This is a genomic window from Rhodococcus globerulus, from assembly GCF_019334125.1.
Lineage (GTDB): Bacteria > Actinomycetota > Actinomycetes > Mycobacteriales > Mycobacteriaceae > Rhodococcus_F > Rhodococcus_F globerula.
In genome coordinates this window covers 5,455,773-5,475,128 of sequence record NZ_CP079698.1, presented here as the reverse complement: position 1 = coordinate 5,475,128, position 19,356 = coordinate 5,455,773, and the positions used below count along the sequence as shown (strand labels likewise).

Here is a 19,356-nt window from a genome sequence, read left to right as displayed (position 1 = left end):
CGAAAGCGCGAGGGGGTCAGCCATGGGCCGCGGCCGGGCTAAGGCAAAGCAGACCAAGGTTGCACGCGAATTGAAGTACAGCGTACCGACCACGGATTTCGATAGCCTGCAACGAGAGCTCGCAGGTGGATCGACCAACTCGCATCGGAGCAGTGTCCGATCGGACCAGACTTCCGATAGGGAAGGGCATTCGCGAGAGGACGACTACGACGACTGGCGGCGTTGACCGCGCACTGCCATCTGCGCAGACTGTGAAATGAGGAAGAGCTGATCGCTCTTCCTCATTTTTGCGTGCTTCTTCCAGGTGCTCGATCCGCACAAAAAAGCTGCCCCACCGAACTGAATCGGTGGGGCAGCTTTGTGGTCTTACCGGCTTAGAAGCGCGGGTGATCTCCAGCCAGGAACGCACGCTCTGCTGCGGCGTCCGAGGCCTTCTTGATGCTTCCCAGCGTCCAGCAGTCGATGTGGCGTGCGGTGAGCACGGCCAGCGCACGATCGACGTCCTCAGGAGCGACGACGGCAACCATGCCGACACCCATGTTGAAGGTCTGCTCCATCTCGGCGCGCTCGACGCGTCCACGCTGCGCGATCATCGCGAAGACTGCCGCGGGGCTCCACGTTCCACGATCGAGTTCGGCAACGAGTCCCTTGGGCATGACGCGTCCGAGGTTGTTCGCGAGGCCGCCACCGGTGACGTGGCAGAAGGTGCGGACGTCGGTCTCGGCAGCGAGGGCCAGGCAGTCCTTGGCGTAGATCTTGGTGGGCTCGAGGAGCTCCTCACCGAGGGTGCGGCCGAACTCGTCGACGTGTGCGTTCAGGTTCATACGGTCGATCTCGAGAAGCACCTTGCGGGCCAGTGAGTAACCGTTGGAGTGCAGACCCGAGGATCCCATGGCGATGACAACGTCGCCGGGACGGACGCGGTCCGGTCCGAGCAGCTTCTCCGCTTCGACGACGCCTACGCCGGTGGCGGAGAGGTCGTAGTCACCATCGGCCATGATGCCGGGGTGCTCGGCGGTCTCGCCGCCCAGCAGCGCGCAGCCGGCCTGGATGCAGCCCTCGGCGATGCCGCCCACGATCTCGGCAACTCGCTCGGGGATCACGCGTCCGACGGCGATGTAGTCCTGAAGGAAGAGCGGCTCGGCGCCACAGACGACGAGGTCGTCGACAACCATCGCGACGAGGTCGAGGCCGACGGTGTCGTGCTTGTCCATCGCCTGAGCGACGGCCAGCTTGGTTCCGACGCCGTCGGTGGAAGCAGCGAGGACAGGCTCCTTGTAGTCACCCTTGAGCGAGAACAATCCGGCGAATCCGCCGAGGCCGCCCATGACCTCGGGGCGGCTGGCCTTCTTGGCCATGGGGGCGAAGAGTTCCACCGCCCGGTCGCCGGCGGCGATATCGACTCCTGCTGCTGCGTAGGAGGCGCCTGCTGTGCGGTGACTGTCCTCGGTCATCGGATTACTACTCCAGCCCTAGTATTTCTCGCGCACGTTTTCTCCGTGCACAGGTATGTGTTGTGTAATCCTCGCGACGTGCCGAGGCGGTCGACTCGAGCGAACAAGACCTCAGCGCACACAAATACCGACGATTACGCCCTTACGCTACCGGACACAGGCAGCTGACGAGACCTCGCGTACCGTTCGCGCTCAGTTCTGGAGCTGCGAACCGATCGAGGTGTGCAGCGCCCGCAGACTGTTCTGCCCGAGTGCAACAGTCTCCGACTGGATGTGCCGCAGGAGGTGTCCGTCGTTGAGAACCTTCTCGCTCGACTGGATCAGCACCGTTCCGGCGCCGGTGAAATCGAACTGTTTCTCTTCACCCGTATTCGCACCGAACATGGTTCCCCGCACCGAACCGAGGAAGCTCTGCATCCAGTCGGCGTCGAAGTGGTGGGACGGCGACGGGCAGTCAGCCCAGCCGACGAGAGCCTGCGGATCGATCCGCAACGGAGGTTCGGCAAACATGACCGGACCGTTGGACGACGCCAGAAACTTCCCGGTACCGAGCAACGTCAAAAAGCCTGGCACGATTGACTGTTTGAGTTCGAGCCCGTTCTCGAAGGCAAGCAGGTTGGCAGCGCGGATCGTGAGGTTGCCGTCGTCGAGATCGTAGGAATTGATGTTGAATCCCCGGTCGCCCAGAATCAGCTTGCCTTGGCCCTGGGCGATTACCCAGTCGTCCGCGTACAGCGGCGACGAGAATCTGGCCGCCACCATCGCCGACATGCTCGTGCGTCCGAGCGGCTCGAAATTGACCATGCCGTAGTACGCGATCATTGCGCCTTTGGACGTGAACCAGGGCTGCCCGGTCAGCTCGATGCAGAAGGCGTAGTCATTCCCCGGGACGTTGTCGTTCGCAGGCAGAGATGCCGGAGTGTGAATTTCGATACTCATTCGATTTCTCCCTCAGAACTTCTGCTCGGACGCCTGAACCCAGACGGTGCCCATACCGGTCATCTTCAGCTGAATGGACTCCCCCGAGCCCTTGCCGACGGCTTCACGCCAGCCGACGTTGGCGGAGATGTCGACGGTGATCTGCCCGAGGTGGCACACGTACGCCTGTGGGTCCACCACAACTTGGGGATTGTTCGGACCGACCTGCAGAGGAATTGCCCCGCCGTGCGAGAGCACCGCGACGCTTCCCTGCCCGTGCAGTTGTGTCGTGAACAGTCCTTGCCCTGTCATCGCACCGCGGACGGCGCCGCGAACACCACCTTGCGACGTCAAGGCCACGATCGAACTTTGCAGGTAGGCGTCATGCGCTAGAAGACGATCTGCTTCCACGGTGAGCATGGACGAGCCGTCCAGATGGATCACGTCGACGTACAGTCCGGCGTGACCGTAGTGGACCTCGCCCTGTCCTTCTGCCGCCATCATGCGTGCATGTTCGCCCGACATCATCCGGCCGGCCATGCCCGCGATGCCACCCATATTCGGCATCGCACCAGGACCGCCGCCCATGCTGTGCGGGACGAATCTGACGTCGCCGGTGTAGTAGAGCATCGATCCGGTTCGGGCCAGCACGTTCTGCCCTGGAACGAGAGTCGACTTGACGACCTTGCTGTTCACCTTTTCTAACGGCATGGTTCAGCGCTCCTCGGGCTGGATGTAGACGACGCCGGATCCGTCGAAGCGCAGCGAGAACGCCTCACCGCTGCCACCGCCGATCGCGGACCGCCAGGTGACGTCGGTGACGAAGCTCTGATTCAGTTGTCCGCGGTGGGCGACAAAGGCGTCGGGGTCGGCAACAAGCGGGTACTGCGGGCTGACTTCGAGGGCGATGATCGGCCCGCCCTTCGACAGCACGGCCACCAGACCGGTGCCGCTGACAACTGTCGTGAACAATCCCTGGCCGGAGCCGGCGCCGCGGAGGCCGGCAAATTTCACGTCGGTGCGTAGCTGTCCCACGATTGCCAACAGCTGTGATGCTTCTACGTGGAGAGCGTCGTTGTTGAGTTCGATGATCGTGATGTCCTGGGCGTCCACGGCGAAGTAAACGGTGCCTTGACCACTGACTTCCATCAAGGACAGCGACTCTCCGGCTGCCTTCTGTTTGAGCGCAGCGCGGATTCCACCGCCTCCGCCCATTCCGGCGTTCTTGAAGGTGACCGCACCCTCGTACGCCACCATAGATCCGCTGATCGCTTTGATGGTGTCCCCCATCAAGTCCGCGACCAGGACTCGATGCCCATCCATTCTCAGTTGCGCCACGAGGGCACTATGCCAGATAGCCGCGACACTTGACGTGACCGGAAACATAAAAAAATTTGCCGCCCCGACAATCGGGGCGGCAAATTATCCGTTTCGGCGGATTACGGGCGGCTGAGTGCGCTCGCGTTGTCGTTGTCGCGCGTGGCAGCCGAACCGGCCGCACTCTCGAGCATGCCTTCGAGGACGTTCTTACCCATCGACGTCTCCTTCGGGAGCGCAATCGGGTAGGTGCCGTCGAAGCAGGCAGCACAGAGACGGCTTGCGGGCTGCTCGGTAGCCGCGATCATGCCTTCGGTGGAGATGTAGCCGAGGCTGTCCGCTCCGATGGAACGACGCACACCGTCGAGCATCTCCTCGAACGTGGCATCCTGTCCGCCTGCTCCGTTGGCGATCAATTCGGCCGGTGAGGCGAAGTCGATGCCGTAGAAGCATGGCCACTTGACCGGCGGCGAAGCGATGCGGACGTGAATTTCGAGGGCGCCGGCTTCGCGGAGCATCCGGATGAGCGCACGCTGCGTGTTGCCGCGGACGATCGAATCATCCACCACAACAAGCCGTTTGCCGCGGATAACTTCCTTGAGCGGGTTGAGCTTGAGCCTGATGCCGAGCTGACGAATGGTCTGCGACGGCTGGATGAAGGTACGGCCGACGTAGGCGTTCTTCATCAGTCCCTGGCCGTAGGGAATGCCTGAACCCTGTGCGTACCCGACTGCTGCGGGAGTGCCGGACTCGGGAACCGGAATGACCAAGTCACCCTCGGCAGGATGCTCGCTGGCGAGCAGGCGGCCGATTTCGACGCGGGTCGAGTGGACCGAACGGCCACCGATCACGCTGTCGGGACGGGCGAGGTAGACGTATTCGAAGACGCAACCCTTGGGCGTCGGGTTCGCGAAACGGGAGGAGCGGACGCCGTCGGCGTCGATCGCGAGCAGCTCACCGGGTTCGATGTCGCGGACGAACGACGCGCCCACGATGTCGAGGGCTGCGGTCTCGCTGGCAACCACCCAACCGCGATCCAGGCGACCGAGGCAGAGCGGACGAATTCCGTGCGGATCACGCGCTGCGTAGAGCGTGTGCTCGTCCATGAAGGTGAGGCAGAACGCGCCTTCCAGAGTGGGAAGCAGTTCCATGGCGGCCTGCTCGATGGTGCTGTCGCCGGCAGCGTGTGCCAGCAGACCACCGATGAGGTCGGAGTCGGAAGTCGCAGCGTTTGGGCGCTTGTCGTTGACCAGGCCGGCTGCGCGAGTGCGGCTCGCGAGTTCAGCGGTGTTCACCAGGTTGCCGTTGTGGCCGAGGGCGATGCCCGTGCCCGCCGTCGTGGTGCGGAAGATGGGCTGCGCGTTCTCCCACGTCGTGGACCCGGTCGTGGAGTAACGGCAATGTCCGACGGCGACGTGACCTGGCATCGCTGCGAGGGTCTGCTCGTCGAACACCTGGCTGACCAGCCCGAGATCCTTGAACACCAGCACCTGGGAGCCGTCGGCCACCGCAATGCCGGCAGCTTCCTGACCACGGTGTTGTAGCGCATACAGTCCGTAATACGTGAGCTTCGCCACATCCTCTCCCGGCGCCCAGACGCCGAATACACCGCATTCTTCGCGGGGCTCGTTCTCGTCCTCGTCGGACGGGTTCGTAGCGAGGAGATTTGGACTGTTGACCGACAGATCGGCACGAGTCACGTGGCGCTCCCTTTGTGGGCAGGGGTTGGGGGGCATACACAGTCTACGGCCAATTTTCCTCGTGCCTTGCCCAGGGCAACCTTGCCTTGAATCGGACCGATCAGTCTCTGTAGTCGACGCGGCGAATTTCAGCGATGGCTCACGGCGCGCCACTCAGTTCGGAGCCCCGCAACCTACTACTCCGTATTCGCCGAAAAAGATGCCGCCTGGAAGGACCTCCACTGATGAGCCGACCGTTCTCATTCTCGAATTGAGCGTCGTGATCGCCTGGTCGATCCACCTGCACCATGTCAGGGCTGCATCAGTCGCTCGCGAGAGATTCGGACCCCACTACGACGTCAGCCCCCTACTGAGTGTTTCGTCAGCTAACCGTTCGTAGCTTGATGTCACAATCGCAGTAGCGGCAACCAGTGCGCAATTTCGGGAGCCCGACTGCCGGATGCGTCAACCCGGCCGTCAGCGGCAGCTTCACCGAACTCGAGCAGACCGGTCACCATCAACAACCATGTACGAGTATCTGTTTCGACGACGTTGGGTGGGGTTCCGCGAGTGTGACGCGGACCTTCGATGCATTGCACCGCGACAAAGGGTGGGACCCGCACCTCGACGCTCGATCCAGGAGCAATCTGTTCGAGAGTGCGCGCACTCATCTTCACTGCCGCACCGAGTTCAGCACGAGAAGGCTTCGGAAGCTCCGGATCTCGAAGCCAAGCTCCGACAGCAAGGATCGCGGCACGAAATTCTGCGGGGTCGACCGCGCGGCGCGGTGGCATCAGTTCACTCCCTGTCCATTGGTGGCGATTCGAACGGCAAGTGCTCCACCGGCATTGGTCGCCAGATGCAGTAACGCCGGCGCGAGGACGCTGCCACCTCGGCGGTGCAGCCACTCGAACAGCAACGCCGACGCGCCCGTAAAGGCCACTGCGGCAGGGACATTGTCGCCGGCGCCGCGCGCCGGCGCGACGTGCCACAACCCGAAGGTGAGAGCATGCACGGCCTGCGCTGTTGGGCGGTTCAGTTCACGATTCCAGACTGCGGACATAGCGCTGCGGAACAACAATTCTTCGGACAACACCGTACCGAACGGGATATGCAGGATGATCCATTCGAGGAAGTCTTCGCGACCGTCCGCGCGCTCGTCGGCAGCGAGGGTCGCGCGCAACGACGGAACGGCCAAGGCAACGCTGTAACCGGTAAGGACTGCCCCGGCCGCAGCTCCCCCGAACCGCGCACCGCCACGAATACCGGTGTGGGCCAAACCCAATTCCTCACGGCTGTAACCGCGCGCCCGAAGGACTCCGATGGCCGAGCACCCCACCACGGTGTTGACCACTGCCCGCGCGCGGGGTGAAAGTCCGAACGCCGGGAGCACCGCATTGCTCCACGTGATCGCAGCTACCGAGAGCGCAATCGACGCTACTCCCCTCATTTCTCCGGGCCTTGAGACTGCAACGCGGCAACCAGTGACGCCCGCACTCGCTCGGTGTCTGCCGCCGTCCAGCCTTCTGGTTGAGCGACGCTGACCCAGCCGTCGAGCACGGTGGTTCCGTAGTTGTGGCCGTGCCCGTCCGGAACACCCGCAGCATTACCGAGATCTGCAGAGACCTGCCAGAACGTGACGATCGGGAACCATTTCATCGACGGCGACCGGTCGAATCCAGGGATCTCCTTCAACCACGGTGGGCGGTTGAACATGAGGTCGGGCGACCACCACACCACCGGATCCGATGGGTGCTGGATGAACAGCACATGGGGGTCCGGCCACACCATTGCTGCGGTCGGAATGTCTTCGGCTCGATCCGCAAACCGGACCCCGGCCAGACCGTCGGCGTAGACGGGAGCCACTTCGGTTGTGCCGGGGTCGCGTCGTTGCACAATCGAACGCCACAGCGACGTGGCGTTTGGCGGGCCCACCCACAAGATTCCGTCAGCGGTCTCGCGGGCAGCTTGAAGAGTGTCGAAAGCTCCAGCGCCGGCCATGACGCCGAGGCTTTCGCCGTAAACCATGAACTTGGGTCTGGTGGCTTCCGGTTCCTGGAGCCATCTTTCGTGAACCCGCTCGATCAAGAGGCGTCCGGCAGCTTGCGCCTTTTCCTGATCTGCGAGGAAAGAGATCCAGCTCGGCAGATACGAATACTGGCTGGCGACCAGCGCCGTATCGCCGTTTCCGACCAACTCGATCGCTTGCGCAGCGGTGGGATTCACCCAACCGGTACCGGTCGTCGGAATGACAACGAGCACCTTGCGCTGGAAAGCGCCGGTCCGCTCGAGTTCCTTGATGACCAGATCCATGCGCTCATCCGGATCTTCGGCACTTTCCAAGCCCGCATACACGCGGATGGGGTCCGTCGCGGGCTTGCCGTTGGCCGCTTCGAGTTCCTGTGCGTTCAATCCGCGTGAGACGAAGTTCCGTCCCTCGAACCCCAATGTGTCCCAGGGCGCGGCAGATTCGGGGCTGCCCGATTTCATCGGATCCTGTGGTTCTACGACGCCGTCGCGCGTGGTGGAGTTCTGCAGACTGAAGATCGAGTTGGTCGCGGCGTAGATTCCGCGCACCAGTACGCCGTCGACCAACATGAAGAACAGAACCGTCACAACCACAACGCCGACGCCGTTGGCAACCGACCGCGACCAGCGGAAGCGTCGCATCAGCACGCGCGCAATGAGTTTCACCAGATCGTGAAGCAACCGCCACAACGCGATCAGTGAACCACCGATGAGCACGCTCAGGCCGAGAGTGCGAATGTATCCGCTGGTGGTGGTGCCTTCCGCGTCGGTCAGCGCGGCGATTTCGCGCTGCCACCCCGCGGCGTAGACGAGCATGATGATCGAGGCAACGATCGACGCGACCGGAACAAAGATCTTGATCGCGCTCGGCACCGGTTCGGGAAGAGGCCACCAGCGACGGCCACTAAGCAAATACCGCTCCACGGCCCACCCGATTGCCGTTCCGACGCCGTAACCGATGGCCGAGTTGATACCGCCGATCAAACCTTGGAACAGCCAATCACGCGGCAACAGCGAAGGAGTCAGCGACCAGCAGAAGAAGAACGCGGCAAACGCAATGCCGGTGAAGTCGAGTTTGAGGAGCCCCCACGCCCACTCGGTGAAGGGATTGTCGAGCTTCTCGAGAGATGCGGGAACAGCCAGCCGCAGGTGGTGTTCCTGCGGCTGGCTGTCAGAAGAAGTCAGTTCTCCGGAATCGACCATCTATCACCCGAACAGGGCAGGCAGCGTTCCCTCGAAGGCCTCACGGAGCTTGGCCATCGTGACGGAGAAGTGTCCCTGAATCTCCACGGAGTCGCTGCCCTCGTCGACGACGCCGATACGCGTCCACGGCAAGCCGCGAGCGGTGCACATTCCGGTGAAGCGCGTTTCCTCGGTGCGCGGAACCGCCACCAGGACGCGACCCGAGGACTCGGAGAAGAGTGCCACGAACGGGTCGGCATCTTCGGGAAGCAGGATGCGGCAGCCGGTTTCGCCGGCCAGTGCGGCTTCGATTACTGCCTGCGCCAGTCCACCTTCGGACAGGTCGTGGGCTGCGGTGACGAGGCCGTCACGCGACGACGCGAGCAGGATGTCGGCGAGAAGCTGCTCACGGGCGAGGTCGACCTTCGGCGGCACGCCACCGAGATGGCCGTGCTCGACCTGCGACCAGATGGAACCGTCGAACTCGTCGTGGGTGTCGCCGAGCAGGATCAGCGTCTCGCCGGGCTCGAGTCCGAGGCCCGTCGGGATACGGCGGTGAACGTCGTCGATCACACCGAGGACGGCAACCACCGGCGTCGGCAGGATCGGCGTGGTGCCGGTCTGGTTGTAGAAGCTGACGTTGCCGCCGGTGACCGGGATTCCGAGTGTGGCGCAACCATCTGCGAGGCCGCGAACGGCCTGCTGGAACTGCCACATGACGCCCGGGTCTTCGGGGGAACCGAAGTTGAGGCAGTTGGAGACGGCCTTGGGCGTCGCGCCCGTGACTGCCACGTTGCGGAATGCCTCTGCGAGAGCGAGCTGCGCACCGGTGTACGGGTCGAGCGCGGTGTAGCGGCCCGAGGCGTCGGTGGACAGCGCGATTCCGCGGCCGGTCTTCTCGTCGATGCGGATGACGCCGCCGTCGGCGTTCTCGGCCAGAACGGTGTTGCCGCGGACGTAGCGGTCGTACTGCTCGGTGATCCACTTGCGGCTGCACAGCGCAGGCGAAGCAATCATCTTCAGCAGGGTGGCTTCGAGTTCTTCATCCGTCTCGGGGCGCTTGAGTCCTGCGGTGGTGTTCGCGATCAACGCGTCCTGGGTGGCCGGACGCTCGACGGGACGGTGGTAGACCGGGCCCTCGTGAGCGACGGTGCGCGGGGGAACGTCGACGACGGTCTCGCCGTGCCAGGAGATGGTGAGGTGCTCACCGTCGGTGACCTCGCCGATGTCGGTGGCCAGGACGTCCCACTTCTTGCAGACCTCCATGAACGCGTCGACGTTCTCGGGCGTGACCACGGCGCACATGCGCTCCTGCGATTCGCTGGAGAGAACCTCGGCCGGGGTCATTCCGGTGGCGCGCATCGGAACCTTCTCGAGGTTGATGTGCATTCCGCCGTCACCGGCTGCAGCCAGCTCGGAGGTGGCGCAGGACAGTCCGGCGCCGCCGAGGTCCTGGATACCGACTACGAGTCCGGCCTTGTAAAGGTCGAGGCAGCACTCGATGAGCACCTTCTCGGTGAAGGGGTCGCCCACCTGAACCGCAGGGAGCTTCTTACGACCGCCACCGTCACCGTCGAACGTTGCCGACGCGAGAACCGAGACGCCGCCGATGCCGTCGAGACCGGTACGAGCGCCGAACAGGATGATCTTGTTGCCTGCGCCCGAAGCAAAGGCCAGGTGCAGATCCTCGACACGCATGACGCCGGCTGCGAGGGCGTTGACCAGTGGGTTGCCGGCATAGGACTCGTCGAAGACGGTCTCGCCGCCGATGTTGGGGAGGCCGAGGGAGTTGCCGTATCCACCGACGCCGCGCACGACACCGTCGACGACGCGACGGGTATCCGGCGCGTCAGCAGCGCCGAAACGCAGCTGATCCATGACGGCGATCGGCCGGGCACCCATTGCCATGATGTCGCGGACGATGCCGCCGACGCCGGTTGCCGCACCCTGGTATGGCTCGACGTAGGACGGGTGGTTGTGGCTCTCGACCTTGAACGTGACTGCCCAACCGTCGCCGATGTCGACGACGCCGGCGTTCTCACCGATACCGGCCAGCATGTTGGCGCGCATCTCGTCGGTGGTGGTCTTGCCGAAGTAGCCGAGGTGGACCTTGGAGGACTTGTACGAGCAGTGCTCGCTCCACATCACCGAGTACATCGCCAGTTCGGCGTCCGTGGGACGGCGACCCAGGATCTCCTTGATGCGGGCATATTCGTCGTCCTTGAGACCTAGCTCCTTGAACGGCTGAGCGGCATCGGGATCAGCCGATGCGTGCGTGACGGTATCGACCTGATGAGCAGACACTGGAGAGGGGTCCCTTCCCTACGGGAGTCAAGAGCGAGCCGGCGCGGAGCGGGACACCACAAATGTGCCCAACGAAAGAACGTGCCGGGAGACAGTCTATCGGGGTGGGCCGACGACTTCCGCAGACGGCGGCACCGACGCGAGCAGCGGGTCTTCGAAGTCGTCCCCGTCACACTCGTTTACGGTTTCGGTAACCGGTCGGTTTTTATTTTCGGTCCGGTGTCGCTTGGTACTCGAACGGAAGGTTTCCCCATGCCACAGGATGTGCGTCAGTCGGACGTCACGGCTCAATCCCAGTCGGTGACGACCCCCCTGACTCCCGCGGCGATTTTCCTGGTTGCGACGGTGAACCCTGGTGGGGAGGACACAACGCGCGCATTGCTCGCCGATGTGGCCGGCCTGCAGCGGTCGGTGGGTCTGCGCGTTCCCGGTTCCGGTTTGGACGTGGTGACCAGCATCGGTTCGGACGTCTGGGATCGTTTGTTCGCCGGTCCACGGCCCGCCTTGCTACGACCGTTCACTGCTCTGCAGGGAGACGTCCATCACGCGCCGTCGACGCCCGGAGATCTGCTCTTCCACATTCGTGCGATGAGCATGGACGCGTGCTTCGAGGTAGCTCGTCAGATCACGAAGCGCCTGCACGGCGCGGCAACTGTTGTCGACGAGATTCACGGTTTCCAGTATTTCGAGAACCGCGACCTCATCGGCTTCGTTGACGGAACCGAGAACCCGTCGGGCCGCGCCGCGATCGCTGCCGTGACCGTCGGCGACGAAGATCCCGATTTCTCGGGCGGCAGTTACGTCCATATCCAGCGATACATTCACAACATGCGTGAGTGGGAAGCGATCACAGTCGACGAACAGGAACGCGTCATCGGCCGCACCAAACTCGAGGACATCGAGATGTCCAAGGACGTCATGCCGGCCAACTCACACGTCGCGCTCAACGCGATCAAGGACGACGACGGCAACTCCCTCGAAATTCTGCGCGCCAACATGCCGTACGGACGCCTCGGTGATGACGAGATCGGCACATTCTTCATCGGGTACTGCGCCACTCCCGCCATCACCGAGCGCATGTTGGAGAACATGTTCCTCGGCTCACCGCGCGGTAACTACGACCGCCTTCTCGACTTCTCGACAGCCGTGACGGGTTCGATGTTCTTTACCCCGACCACGGAATTCTTCGAGAAACTCCCCGCTATGGCCTCTAACTCCTTGGTGTAAGAAACGCGCCGAGAGCGTCCGCATACATCGTGATGTCGGCAGCGCCCATCAACTCGCGAGCCGAGTGCATTGCGAGCTGAGGCGCCCCGACGTCCACGGTGGACAGCCCGGTCCGCGATGCGGTGATCGGTCCGATGGTAGAACCGCACGGCAGATCAGCCCGATGCACGTAGCGCTGCAACGGAACTCCTGCTTGGTCGCAGGCAAGCGCGAACTCACCGGCACCGGCAGCGTCCGTCGCGTATCGCAGATTCTGGTTGACCTTGAGCACCGGCCCACCGTTGATCTCGATGCGGTGCGCGGGTTCGTGACGTTCTGGGTAGTTGGGATGCGTCGCGTGCGCCATGTCGCCGGATGCGCACACCGAACCTGCCATCGCCTGTAGGAATTCGCCGCGCCCACCGCCGCGGCCCAACACTATTCGTTCGAGGACCGTGTTGAGCAGATCCGAGAACGCACCGCGGTCGGACATGCTGCCTACCTCTTCGTGATCGAAGAGCGCAAGCACGGGCACATGGCTCCCCGGAGATTCGGCGGCGGCTAGAAGTGCTTGTGTCCCGGCATAACACGTGCCCTGGTTGTCGAGCCGCGGCGCACTGACGAGCTCTTTGCCCAGGCCAACCACAGCGCTCGGCGCCAGGTCGTGAGTCATCAACTCCCAACCCAGAACGGATGATTCAGCCACTCCGGCCCGATCGGCGACAAATCCGATGAATGACTTGGGCTTGGTGCCCACACCCCAGATTCCGTTGACATGCCGCTGCGGATCCAGTGTGACGCCCTTGCGGTCCTCGGACAGATGGATCGCCAACTGCGGGACGCGAAGAATCGGGTCGTCGATGCGAACCAGCTTCTGCTCCACAGTGTTTCCCACCCGGACACTCACACGGCCGGAAATACCGAGATCGCGATCAAGCCACGAGTTCAGCAAAGCTCCGCCATACGGCTCGAGGCCTACCATCTGCCAGCCCGCCGACGTCAGATCCGGATGCTGCTTCACCCGCAAGTTCGGGCTGTCGGTATGACCGCCGACGATGCGGAACGGCGCGGAATCGCTTACTCCGTCGGTACTCCACGCGATCAGTGAACCGCCCCGCACCAGGAAATACCGTCCCGGCTCCGACGGCCACGCCTGGGTCTCCTGCAGTTCCACAAATCCGCTGGCTGTGAGCTGCGACGCCACTGTTGCACATACGTGGAACGGTGACGGCGACGAATCAACGAAACTGCACAGGCCAGTAGCGTCGGCCCCGGTCAGAGAAGGGTGGGAAGTCATGTCCTTCATCATGCCCGACTAGCCACCACTCAGCTGTGGGCGCCGGACACACAGAACTGATTGCCGTCTGGGTCTGTCAGTGTCACCCAGCGGAATCCGTCCATGTTCTCGCGGTGATGCTCAGAGGCGCCGGCCTCGATCAGCCGCGACACTTCAGCGTCGAGATCCTCGCTGGACAGATCGAGGTGGATTCGGTTCTTTCCGGCCGTGGGATCCGGGACTTTCTGGAAGGCAAAATTGGCGGAGGCGCCGGGAACCTCGACGACGTAGAACCATCCGTCGTTCTCCTGTGTGACGCTGCCGCCCAACTGCTCAGCCCACCATCGCGCGAGTGGACCTGGATCAAGGCTGTCGAATGTGATCATTCCCAGAGTCAGTGTCATGGGCCAACGGTAAAGGAAGGCACCGACAATTGAGGAAAATTCTCTCACTTCGGAGAGACCGCAGCGGGAATGCTTGCGGCACCGATCGCGGCGGCAACGACGGCGACCGCTCCGAGAATCAGGTAGGCGTGGGCATAACTCCCGGACCACATCGAGAGCACGCTGCCGGCCCACGGCCCGAGCGCCATGGCAATGACGATCGGCGCCGACATGATTCCGCTCAGACGGCCGTAGTGCTCTCTTCCCCATCGATCGGTAATCGCAGTTGCCTGGATGAGGGTGAAGATTCCGCGGACCAATCCCGCGCCGATTGCCAGACCGATCAATACGGTGGCCACGCCAGTGAGACCTAGCCCGGCGGTGCTCAGTCCGGCGACTGCAATAACGGATACGGTGCGCATACGAACGGTCGTTCGTGCCGCAAACGGCAGATAGAAGAGTCGGCCGACAACCTGGCCGGCGCCGCCCAACCCGAGCGTCAGAGCGGCAAGACCGGGACTGAAACCTCGCTCGATCAACAGCAGCACAAGATTGAACACTCCCGCGGACGCGGCAAACGCCCCGACTGCGAGAGCAATGGTGAGTGCCAGAAAGGCTGGACTGCGGACGGCGTTTCGGAAAATGCCTGGGTGCGCCCCGGCAAGGCGGACCGGTTCGAGCCACGGACCTCGCAAACCCCAGATATGTCCGGGGATAGTAACTGCAGCCAAAATGAGTGCGAGAACCAAGTACGTTGTGCGCCAATCGAATCGATCGTCGAGAACAGCGGAAATCGGCGCGAAGATCGTGCTGGCCAGGCCGGCGGCAAGTGTGAGGATCATCAGCGCTTTGACGTGGCCGTCACCGTACCAACGCGTCAACGCGGCGAATGCCGGTGGATACAGCACCGCCCCCATAGCGACTCCTGCGAGTACCCACCCGGCAAAAAAGACAGGGATCGTCGGTGCTGTCGCAATGGCGACAACCGCAGGGACCGCTAGCACCGAACCCGTGGTCATGACCCAGCGGGGCCCGTGTCGGTCAAGGACTCGCCCGACCGGAATCCCGACTGCGGCAGCAATCAGCTGACTGACGGAGAACGCAGCCACGATCACCGTGATCGACCATCCGGTGTCGCGTGAGATCGACACCGACAGAACAGGAAACGCGTAGTACAGGATTCCCCAACTGGTAATTTCTGTCAGGCACAACGCCGCCAGGACCCGCCGCAGACCCGAAGGAGCGAGGGCAACGGACGGATCCTCGACGGTGGTCATCGGTTGGGTTCTATCCGCAGGAGTTGGCACTACCGGCGCGGCCGGAGAGTGAAATCAGTTGCGGAGCCGGTGTAGCGCAGCAACCACCTTCACTTTCCGCGGTATCGGGTTCGTCGAAAACTCCTGCCCCACCGCAGACTCCGGTTTCCGGGAGAATCAACTCCACCCGGGCAGCAGCTTCGTGATCACCGGCAAGTTCGGCGGCGATGCTGCGAACCTGCTCGTATCCGGTCATGGCCAAGAACGTCGGCGCGCGGCCGTAGCTCTTCATCCCCGCCAGGTACACACCCGGTTCGGGGTGTCGAAGTTCCTTCGCGCCGTGGGGATACACCGTGCCACAGGAGTGGACGTTCGGGTCGATCAGCGGCGCGAGCTGTGTCGGTGCCTGCAATACGGGGTCGAGACCGAGGCGGATTTCCGAGAGCCAGGACAAATCAGGACGGAAGCCGGTCAATGCGACGACATTGTCGACGTTCTCGACCCGGTGACCGCCATCGGAGATCAGCGACACCTGGCCGTCCCCCGCGGATTCGACACTTGCGGTGCGGAATCCGGCGACCACAGTGAGGAGCCCGTCGTCGACGGCCTTCTTCGCGCGCAGTCCGAGCGCACCGCGAGCGGGCAGCTCGTCAGACTCGCCGCCGCCGAACGCGGAACCGACATTCCCCCGCCGGACCACCCAGGTGATTCGGGTGCCCTCCGCCTCGAGTGCGGCCAGAGCGACCATCGCCGTCAGCGCCGAATGACCGCTGCCCGCGATGACGGTGTGCTTTCCCGCGAAACGTGCGCGCACGGCCTCGTCGTCGAGATCGGGGACACGGTACGTGATCACATCCCCGGCCGCATTTTCCCCGAGCGCCGGCAAACCTTCCCCGCCAAGAGGATTGGGTTCTCCCCAGGTCCCTGACGCATCGACAACACCTTGAGCGAAGACTCGATCCTCGGTCCCGTCGGTACGACGAATATGAATCGAGAGGGGTTCCGAGTCCCGGCCGTCGTCAACGACCAGGTCGCGGCCGCGCCGAGCAACGCCGACCACCTCGGTGCCAAACTGGACCACGTCGCCGAGGGCTTTGGCGAGCGGCTCGAGGTAGAGCCGTCGCCATTGTTGCCCAGTCGGGTAAGTATCGGCGTCGGGCGAGTTCCATCCCTTCTGCTCGAGCAGGCGCCGAGCCGCCGGGTCGACAAGTTCGGACCAACGCGAAAACAGCCGCACGTGATTCCATTCGGATATCGCTGCGCCCGCCACATCGCCGCGCTCGAACACCAGCGGTGCGAGGCCGCGCTCGCGCAACTGCGCAGCGGCAGCGAGACCGATCGGTCCGGCTCCGATCACCACAACAGGTAGTTCATCCATCACCAACACTCCTTCATCGACAGTCATCAATATTTAATCCGACTATATTGACGAACGTCGATGAATGCAACCATCGACCGTTATCGATATAGTGTGAATATGACATCGCTGCAGACTCCGGCCGTTCGCATCGGCGATTCGGCTCAGGGCCAGATCGATTCGAACCTGATCGAACAGAGTGACGCCGACACGTATGCACAGTGGTTCGCTTGCCTGGCCGAGCCGATGCGGGTCCGACTCCTGCACCGGGTCGCGAGCGCTACCGGCGGGATTACCGTCGGCGCACTCGCAGAAGCTCTGGGAATCGGACAACCAACCGTCTCCCACCATCTACGCAAGCTCGCCGACGTGGGATTCGTAGATCTGCGCAAGGATGGAACCAGCACCGTTGTTGCGATGAGTCCGACGTGCTGCGTTGCCTTGCCGCAGCCGGCCGACATCGTCATGGGAGTTCTCGCGCCGCGGCCCTGCTGCCCGACCGATCTACCCGACGACGTCACCGTGCGGGCGATGGCCGACAAAGACTGGGACGCGGTCCTACGGATCTACGGCGAAGGGATCGACACCCGCAACGCCACCTTCGCCGTCGAGGTTCCCACCCGCGAGCAACTCGATGTGCAGTGGCTGCCAAATCACCGCTGGGTCGCGACCATCGACGATGTCGTCGTGGGATGGGCGACTCTGAGCCAAGCTTCCGGGAGAGACTGCTACCGCGGGGTTGCCGAGAATTCCGTCTATGTAGCCGACGGGATGCGTGGCCGAGGCGTCGGAAAAGCACTGCTACGCAAGCAGGTTATGTCCGCCGACGATGACGGCTTCTGGACCTTGCAGACCTCGATCTTCCCCGAAAACCGCGCTTCGATCTCACTGCATCACTCCGCCGGGTTCCGCACCATCGGCATCCGCGAGAAGATCGCCCAACTCGACGGCATCTGGCGCGACACCGTTCTTCTCGAACGGAGATCAGCGGCCGAGTCCGCCTGAGGTCTTCGAGCGACGGTTCGGCCATCGCCGAATTGCGCCCTATTTCGACATCTGTCAATATTGACGAATGTCGAATCAAGACGTGCCGGAATCCGACGCGTGCTGCACCCCACTTGTCCGCGAACCGTTGACCGAGGACTGGGCCGGTGACTTGGCCCGGATGTTCAAGGCACTCGGCGACCCCGTGCGACTGCGCCTGTTGAGCCTGGTGGCCAGCCACAAGGGTGGAGAAGCCTGCGTCTGCGACATTTCCGACACGTTCGATCTGTCTCAGCCGACAATCTCGCATCACCTCAAGGTGCTGCGCCAGGCCGGACTGCTCGACTGCGAACGACGTGGCACCTGGGTGTACTACTGGGTTGTTCCTGCTGCACTACGACAGCTTTCAGCGGTTCTCCTGGTCGAAGGATCCGCCGCAGACGAATGCGCCGAGGTCACGGCATGAGCAACGCTGCCACAACCAAGAATCCAGCCGTTGTCGGCAAACTCTCCACTCTCGACCGATTTCTTCCGGCGTGGATCGGTGTCGCGATGGTTGCCGGACTGCTCCTGGGCCGTTGGGTTCCAGGCTTGAACACAGCAATCGAAAAGGTGCAGATCGACGGTATCTCGCTGCCGATCGCGCTGGGCTTGCTGATCATGATGTATCCAGTACTCGCGAAAGTCCGATACGACCGCCTCGACACCGTCACCGGCGACAAGAAACTCCTTGCCGGATCGCTGTTCCTGAACTGGATCCTCGGACCGGCACTGATGTTCGCCCTTGCCTGGCTTTTCCTGCCTGACCTCCCCGAATACCGGACGGGTCTGATCATCGTCGGCCTGGCCCGCTGTATCGCAATGGTCATCATCTGGAACGACCTGGCCTGCGGAGACCGCGAAGCCGCCGCGGTATTGGTAGCCATCAACTCGGTCTTCCAGGTAGTCATGTTCGCCGTGCTCGGCTGGTTCTACCTCTCGGTTCTGCCCGGGTGGCTCGGCCTCGAGCAGACAACGATCGACACGTCCCCGTGGCAGATCGCCAAATCCGTGCTGATCTTTCTCGGCATCCCGTTGCTCGCCGGCTTCCTGTCCCGCTTTTTCGGCGAGCGGTCGAAAGGACGAGACTGGTACGACAACACGTTCATTCCCAAGATCAGCCCGTGGGCGCTCTACGGTCTGCTGTTCACTATCGTTGTCCTGTTTTCGCTGCAAGGCGAGCAGATCACTTCGCAGCCGTGGGACGTCGTCCGCATAGCGCTTCCCCTGCTGGCTTACTTCGCCCTGATGTGGGGCGGTGGCTACATCCTCGGTGCCACAATGGGATTGGGATACAAACGCACCACAACACTCGCGTTCACCGCAGCCGGCAACAACTTCGAATTGGCAATCGCCGTTGCCATCGCCACGTACGGCGCCACGTCCGGCCAAGCACTCGCCGGTGTTGTCGGCCCACTGATCGAGGTACCGGTGCTGGTCGGCTTGGTCTACGTCTCACTCGCTCTACGTAAACGCTTTGCCACCCAGGATATTTCACTCGAATCTGCCGACTCTACAAACGCATCGTCCTAGAGCTGGTTCGTGAAAGGAACCCAAAACTCATGTCCGACAAGCCCAGTGTTCTGTTCGTGTGCGTCCACAATGCCGGCCGGTCACAGATGGCGGCCGGATTCCTGAGTCATTTCGCCGCCGATGCCATCGAGGTTCGCTCAGCCGGATCTGCGCCGGCCGAGAGCGTCAATTCCGCTGCGGTCGAAGCGATGGCGGAGCTAGGTATCGATATCTCCGACCAAACTCCGAAGATTCTCACCGCCGATGCAGTGCAGAATTCGGACGTTGTCATCACGATGGGTTGCGGTGATACTTGCCCGGTCTTCCCGGGTACAAGCTACCGAGACTGGGTTCTCGATGATCCGGCTGGAGCGGGCATCGACGCCGTCCGACCTATCCGGGACAAGATCAAGGCCCATGTACAGGCACTTGTCGACGAACTCACGGCCCAACCGGTCTAG

19 protein-coding genes are annotated in these 19,356 nt (G+C 62.9%); 6 read left to right on the top strand and 13 right to left on the bottom strand.

Going from position 1 to position 19,356, the window contains the following annotated elements; translation table 11 throughout:
- The first annotated feature begins 22 nt into the window (after nucleotides 1–22).
- Nucleotides 23–226 carry a DUF3073 domain-containing protein gene (locus KYT97_RS24980; RefSeq protein WP_033233950.1) on the top strand — a complete coding sequence of 68 codons (204 nt, stop codon included), beginning with the start codon at nucleotides 23–25 and terminating at the stop codon, nucleotides 224–226.
- Between the two features lie 148 nt (nucleotides 227–374).
- Here the strand turns inward: KYT97_RS24980 and purM are convergent, their stop codons facing one another.
- From purM to purL, 9 genes are all read right to left on the bottom strand, one after another.
- Nucleotides 375–1,454, bottom strand: a complete 1,080-nt coding sequence (gene purM, locus KYT97_RS24975; RefSeq protein WP_033233949.1) for a phosphoribosylformylglycinamidine cyclo-ligase — start codon at nucleotides 1,452–1,454, stop codon at nucleotides 375–377.
- A gap of 192 nt (nucleotides 1,455–1,646) precedes the next feature.
- On the bottom strand, nucleotides 1,647–2,393 hold the full coding sequence (locus KYT97_RS24970) for an AIM24 family protein (RefSeq protein ID WP_033233948.1): 747 nt from the start codon (nucleotides 2,391–2,393) through the stop codon (nucleotides 1,647–1,649).
- A 12-nt stretch (nucleotides 2,394–2,405) separates the two neighbouring features.
- A complete protein-coding gene (locus KYT97_RS24965; protein WP_033233947.1) occupies nucleotides 2,406–3,083 on the bottom strand; it encodes an AIM24 family protein in 678 nt (225 codons plus the stop codon).
- Nucleotides 3,084–3,086: 3 nt separating this feature from the next.
- Nucleotides 3,087–3,695 (bottom strand): AIM24 family protein, encoded by a 609-nt coding sequence (locus KYT97_RS24960; RefSeq protein ID WP_033234334.1) that lies wholly within the window; start codon nucleotides 3,693–3,695, stop codon nucleotides 3,087–3,089.
- Nucleotides 3,696–3,811: 116 nt separating this feature from the next.
- Nucleotides 3,812–5,389 (bottom strand): amidophosphoribosyltransferase, encoded by a 1,578-nt coding sequence (gene purF, locus KYT97_RS24955; protein ID WP_033233946.1) that lies wholly within the window; start codon nucleotides 5,387–5,389, stop codon nucleotides 3,812–3,814.
- Between the two features lie 386 nt (nucleotides 5,390–5,775).
- Nucleotides 5,776–6,162, bottom strand: a complete 387-nt coding sequence (locus KYT97_RS24950; RefSeq protein WP_033233945.1) for a sterol carrier family protein — start codon at nucleotides 6,160–6,162, stop codon at nucleotides 5,776–5,778.
- The gene (locus tag KYT97_RS24945; RefSeq protein ID WP_219110917.1) at nucleotides 6,162–6,818 is read right to left on the bottom strand and encodes a CPBP family intramembrane glutamic endopeptidase; all 657 of its coding nucleotides are present in this window, start codon (nucleotides 6,816–6,818) and stop codon (nucleotides 6,162–6,164) included. The genes KYT97_RS24950 and KYT97_RS24945 overlap by 1 nt, the downstream gene beginning before the upstream one ends.
- Nucleotides 6,815–8,599, bottom strand: coding sequence for an alpha/beta hydrolase (locus tag KYT97_RS24940; protein WP_033233943.1), 1,785 nt, complete (start codon nucleotides 8,597–8,599; stop codon nucleotides 6,815–6,817). Before KYT97_RS24940 ends, KYT97_RS24945 begins: the two co-directional genes overlap by 4 nt.
- Before the next feature lie 3 nt (nucleotides 8,600–8,602).
- Complete coding sequence (gene purL, locus KYT97_RS24935) at nucleotides 8,603–10,882, bottom strand: phosphoribosylformylglycinamidine synthase subunit PurL (protein ID WP_033233942.1); 2,280 nt, start codon at nucleotides 10,880–10,882, stop codon at nucleotides 8,603–8,605.
- A gap of 252 nt (nucleotides 10,883–11,134) precedes the next feature.
- Between purL and KYT97_RS24930 the strand changes: the two genes are divergently transcribed.
- Nucleotides 11,135–12,109: a Dyp-type peroxidase gene (locus KYT97_RS24930; RefSeq protein WP_116102360.1), complete on the top strand. Its 975-nt coding sequence runs from the start codon at nucleotides 11,135–11,137 to the stop codon at nucleotides 12,107–12,109.
- Here the strand turns inward: KYT97_RS24930 and KYT97_RS24925 are convergent.
- From KYT97_RS24925 to KYT97_RS24910, 4 genes are read right to left on the bottom strand one after another with little or no spacing between them, the layout of a single operon-like run.
- Nucleotides 12,093–13,385, bottom strand: a complete 1,293-nt coding sequence (locus KYT97_RS24925) for a M18 family aminopeptidase (RefSeq protein ID WP_141486475.1) — start codon at nucleotides 13,383–13,385, stop codon at nucleotides 12,093–12,095. The genes KYT97_RS24930 and KYT97_RS24925 overlap by 17 nt on opposite strands.
- A gap of 29 nt (nucleotides 13,386–13,414) precedes the next feature.
- Entirely contained in the window at nucleotides 13,415–13,768 is a 354-nt protein-coding gene (locus tag KYT97_RS24920; RefSeq protein ID WP_045068789.1) for a VOC family protein, read from the bottom strand.
- Nucleotides 13,769–13,812: 44 nt separating this feature from the next.
- Nucleotides 13,813–15,024, bottom strand: coding sequence for an MFS transporter (locus KYT97_RS24915; protein ID WP_219110916.1), 1,212 nt, complete (start codon nucleotides 15,022–15,024; stop codon nucleotides 13,813–13,815).
- Between the two features lie 10 nt (nucleotides 15,025–15,034).
- Entirely contained in the window at nucleotides 15,035–16,381 is a 1,347-nt protein-coding gene (locus KYT97_RS24910; RefSeq protein ID WP_219113117.1) for an NAD(P)-binding domain-containing protein, read from the bottom strand.
- Nucleotides 16,382–16,480: 99 nt separating this feature from the next.
- Between KYT97_RS24910 and KYT97_RS24905 the strand changes: the two genes are divergently transcribed.
- The 4 genes from KYT97_RS24905 (at nucleotide 16,481) to KYT97_RS24890 (ending at nucleotide 19,356) form a co-directional block, all read left to right on the top strand.
- Nucleotides 16,481–17,365: a helix-turn-helix domain-containing GNAT family N-acetyltransferase gene (locus KYT97_RS24905; RefSeq protein WP_219110915.1), complete on the top strand. Its 885-nt coding sequence runs from the start codon at nucleotides 16,481–16,483 to the stop codon at nucleotides 17,363–17,365.
- A 67-nt stretch (nucleotides 17,366–17,432) separates the two neighbouring features.
- Complete coding sequence (locus KYT97_RS24900) at nucleotides 17,433–17,810, top strand: ArsR/SmtB family transcription factor (RefSeq protein ID WP_033233940.1); 378 nt, start codon at nucleotides 17,433–17,435, stop codon at nucleotides 17,808–17,810.
- Nucleotides 17,807–18,916: an ACR3 family arsenite efflux transporter gene (gene arsB / locus KYT97_RS24895; RefSeq protein WP_033233939.1), complete on the top strand. Its 1,110-nt coding sequence runs from the start codon at nucleotides 17,807–17,809 to the stop codon at nucleotides 18,914–18,916. Before KYT97_RS24900 ends, arsB begins: the two co-directional genes overlap by 4 nt.
- 29 nt (nucleotides 18,917–18,945) lie before the next feature.
- Nucleotides 18,946–19,356, top strand: coding sequence for an arsenate reductase ArsC (locus KYT97_RS24890; RefSeq protein ID WP_219110914.1), 411 nt, complete (start codon nucleotides 18,946–18,948; stop codon nucleotides 19,354–19,356).

Bases quoted from the DNA above. Each gene is read 5' to 3' on its own strand.
- KYT97_RS24910 (WP_219113117.1), bottom strand. From the start codon at position 16,381: ATGGATGAACTACCTGTTGTGGTGATCGGAGCCGGACCGATCGGTCTC.
- KYT97_RS24940 (WP_033233943.1), bottom strand. From the start codon at position 8,599: ATGGTCGATTCCGGAGAACTGACTTCTTCTGACAGCCAGCCGCAGGAA.
- KYT97_RS24930 (WP_116102360.1), top strand. From the start codon at position 11,135: ATGCCACAGGATGTGCGTCAGTCGGACGTCACGGCTCAATCCCAGTCG.
- KYT97_RS24960 (WP_033234334.1), bottom strand. From the start codon at position 3,695: ATGGATGGGCATCGAGTCCTGGTCGCGGACTTGATGGGGGACACCATC.
- KYT97_RS24965 (WP_033233947.1), bottom strand. From the start codon at position 3,083: ATGCCGTTAGAAAAGGTGAACAGCAAGGTCGTCAAGTCGACTCTCGTT.
- KYT97_RS24920 (WP_045068789.1), bottom strand. From the start codon at position 13,768: ATGACACTGACTCTGGGAATGATCACATTCGACAGCCTTGATCCAGGT.
- KYT97_RS24925 (WP_141486475.1), bottom strand. From the start codon at position 13,385: ATGACTTCCCACCCTTCTCTGACCGGGGCCGACGCTACTGGCCTGTGC.
- KYT97_RS24915 (WP_219110916.1), bottom strand. From the start codon at position 15,024: ATGACCACCGTCGAGGATCCGTCCGTTGCCCTCGCTCCTTCGGGTCTG.
- arsB (WP_033233939.1), top strand. From the start codon at position 17,807: ATGAGCAACGCTGCCACAACCAAGAATCCAGCCGTTGTCGGCAAACTC.
- KYT97_RS24945 (WP_219110917.1), bottom strand. From the start codon at position 6,818: ATGAGGGGAGTAGCGTCGATTGCGCTCTCGGTAGCTGCGATCACGTGG.
- KYT97_RS24890 (WP_219110914.1), top strand. From the start codon at position 18,946: ATGTCCGACAAGCCCAGTGTTCTGTTCGTGTGCGTCCACAATGCCGGC.
- purM (WP_033233949.1), bottom strand. From the start codon at position 1,454: ATGACCGAGGACAGTCACCGCACAGCAGGCGCCTCCTACGCAGCAGCA.
- KYT97_RS24905 (WP_219110915.1), top strand. From the start codon at position 16,481: ATGACATCGCTGCAGACTCCGGCCGTTCGCATCGGCGATTCGGCTCAG.
- KYT97_RS24950 (WP_033233945.1), bottom strand. From the start codon at position 6,162: ATGCCACCGCGCCGCGCGGTCGACCCCGCAGAATTTCGTGCCGCGATC.
- KYT97_RS24980 (WP_033233950.1), top strand. From the start codon at position 23: ATGGGCCGCGGCCGGGCTAAGGCAAAGCAGACCAAGGTTGCACGCGAA.
- KYT97_RS24900 (WP_033233940.1), top strand. From the start codon at position 17,433: ATGTCGAATCAAGACGTGCCGGAATCCGACGCGTGCTGCACCCCACTT.
- KYT97_RS24970 (WP_033233948.1), bottom strand. From the start codon at position 2,393: ATGAGTATCGAAATTCACACTCCGGCATCTCTGCCTGCGAACGACAAC.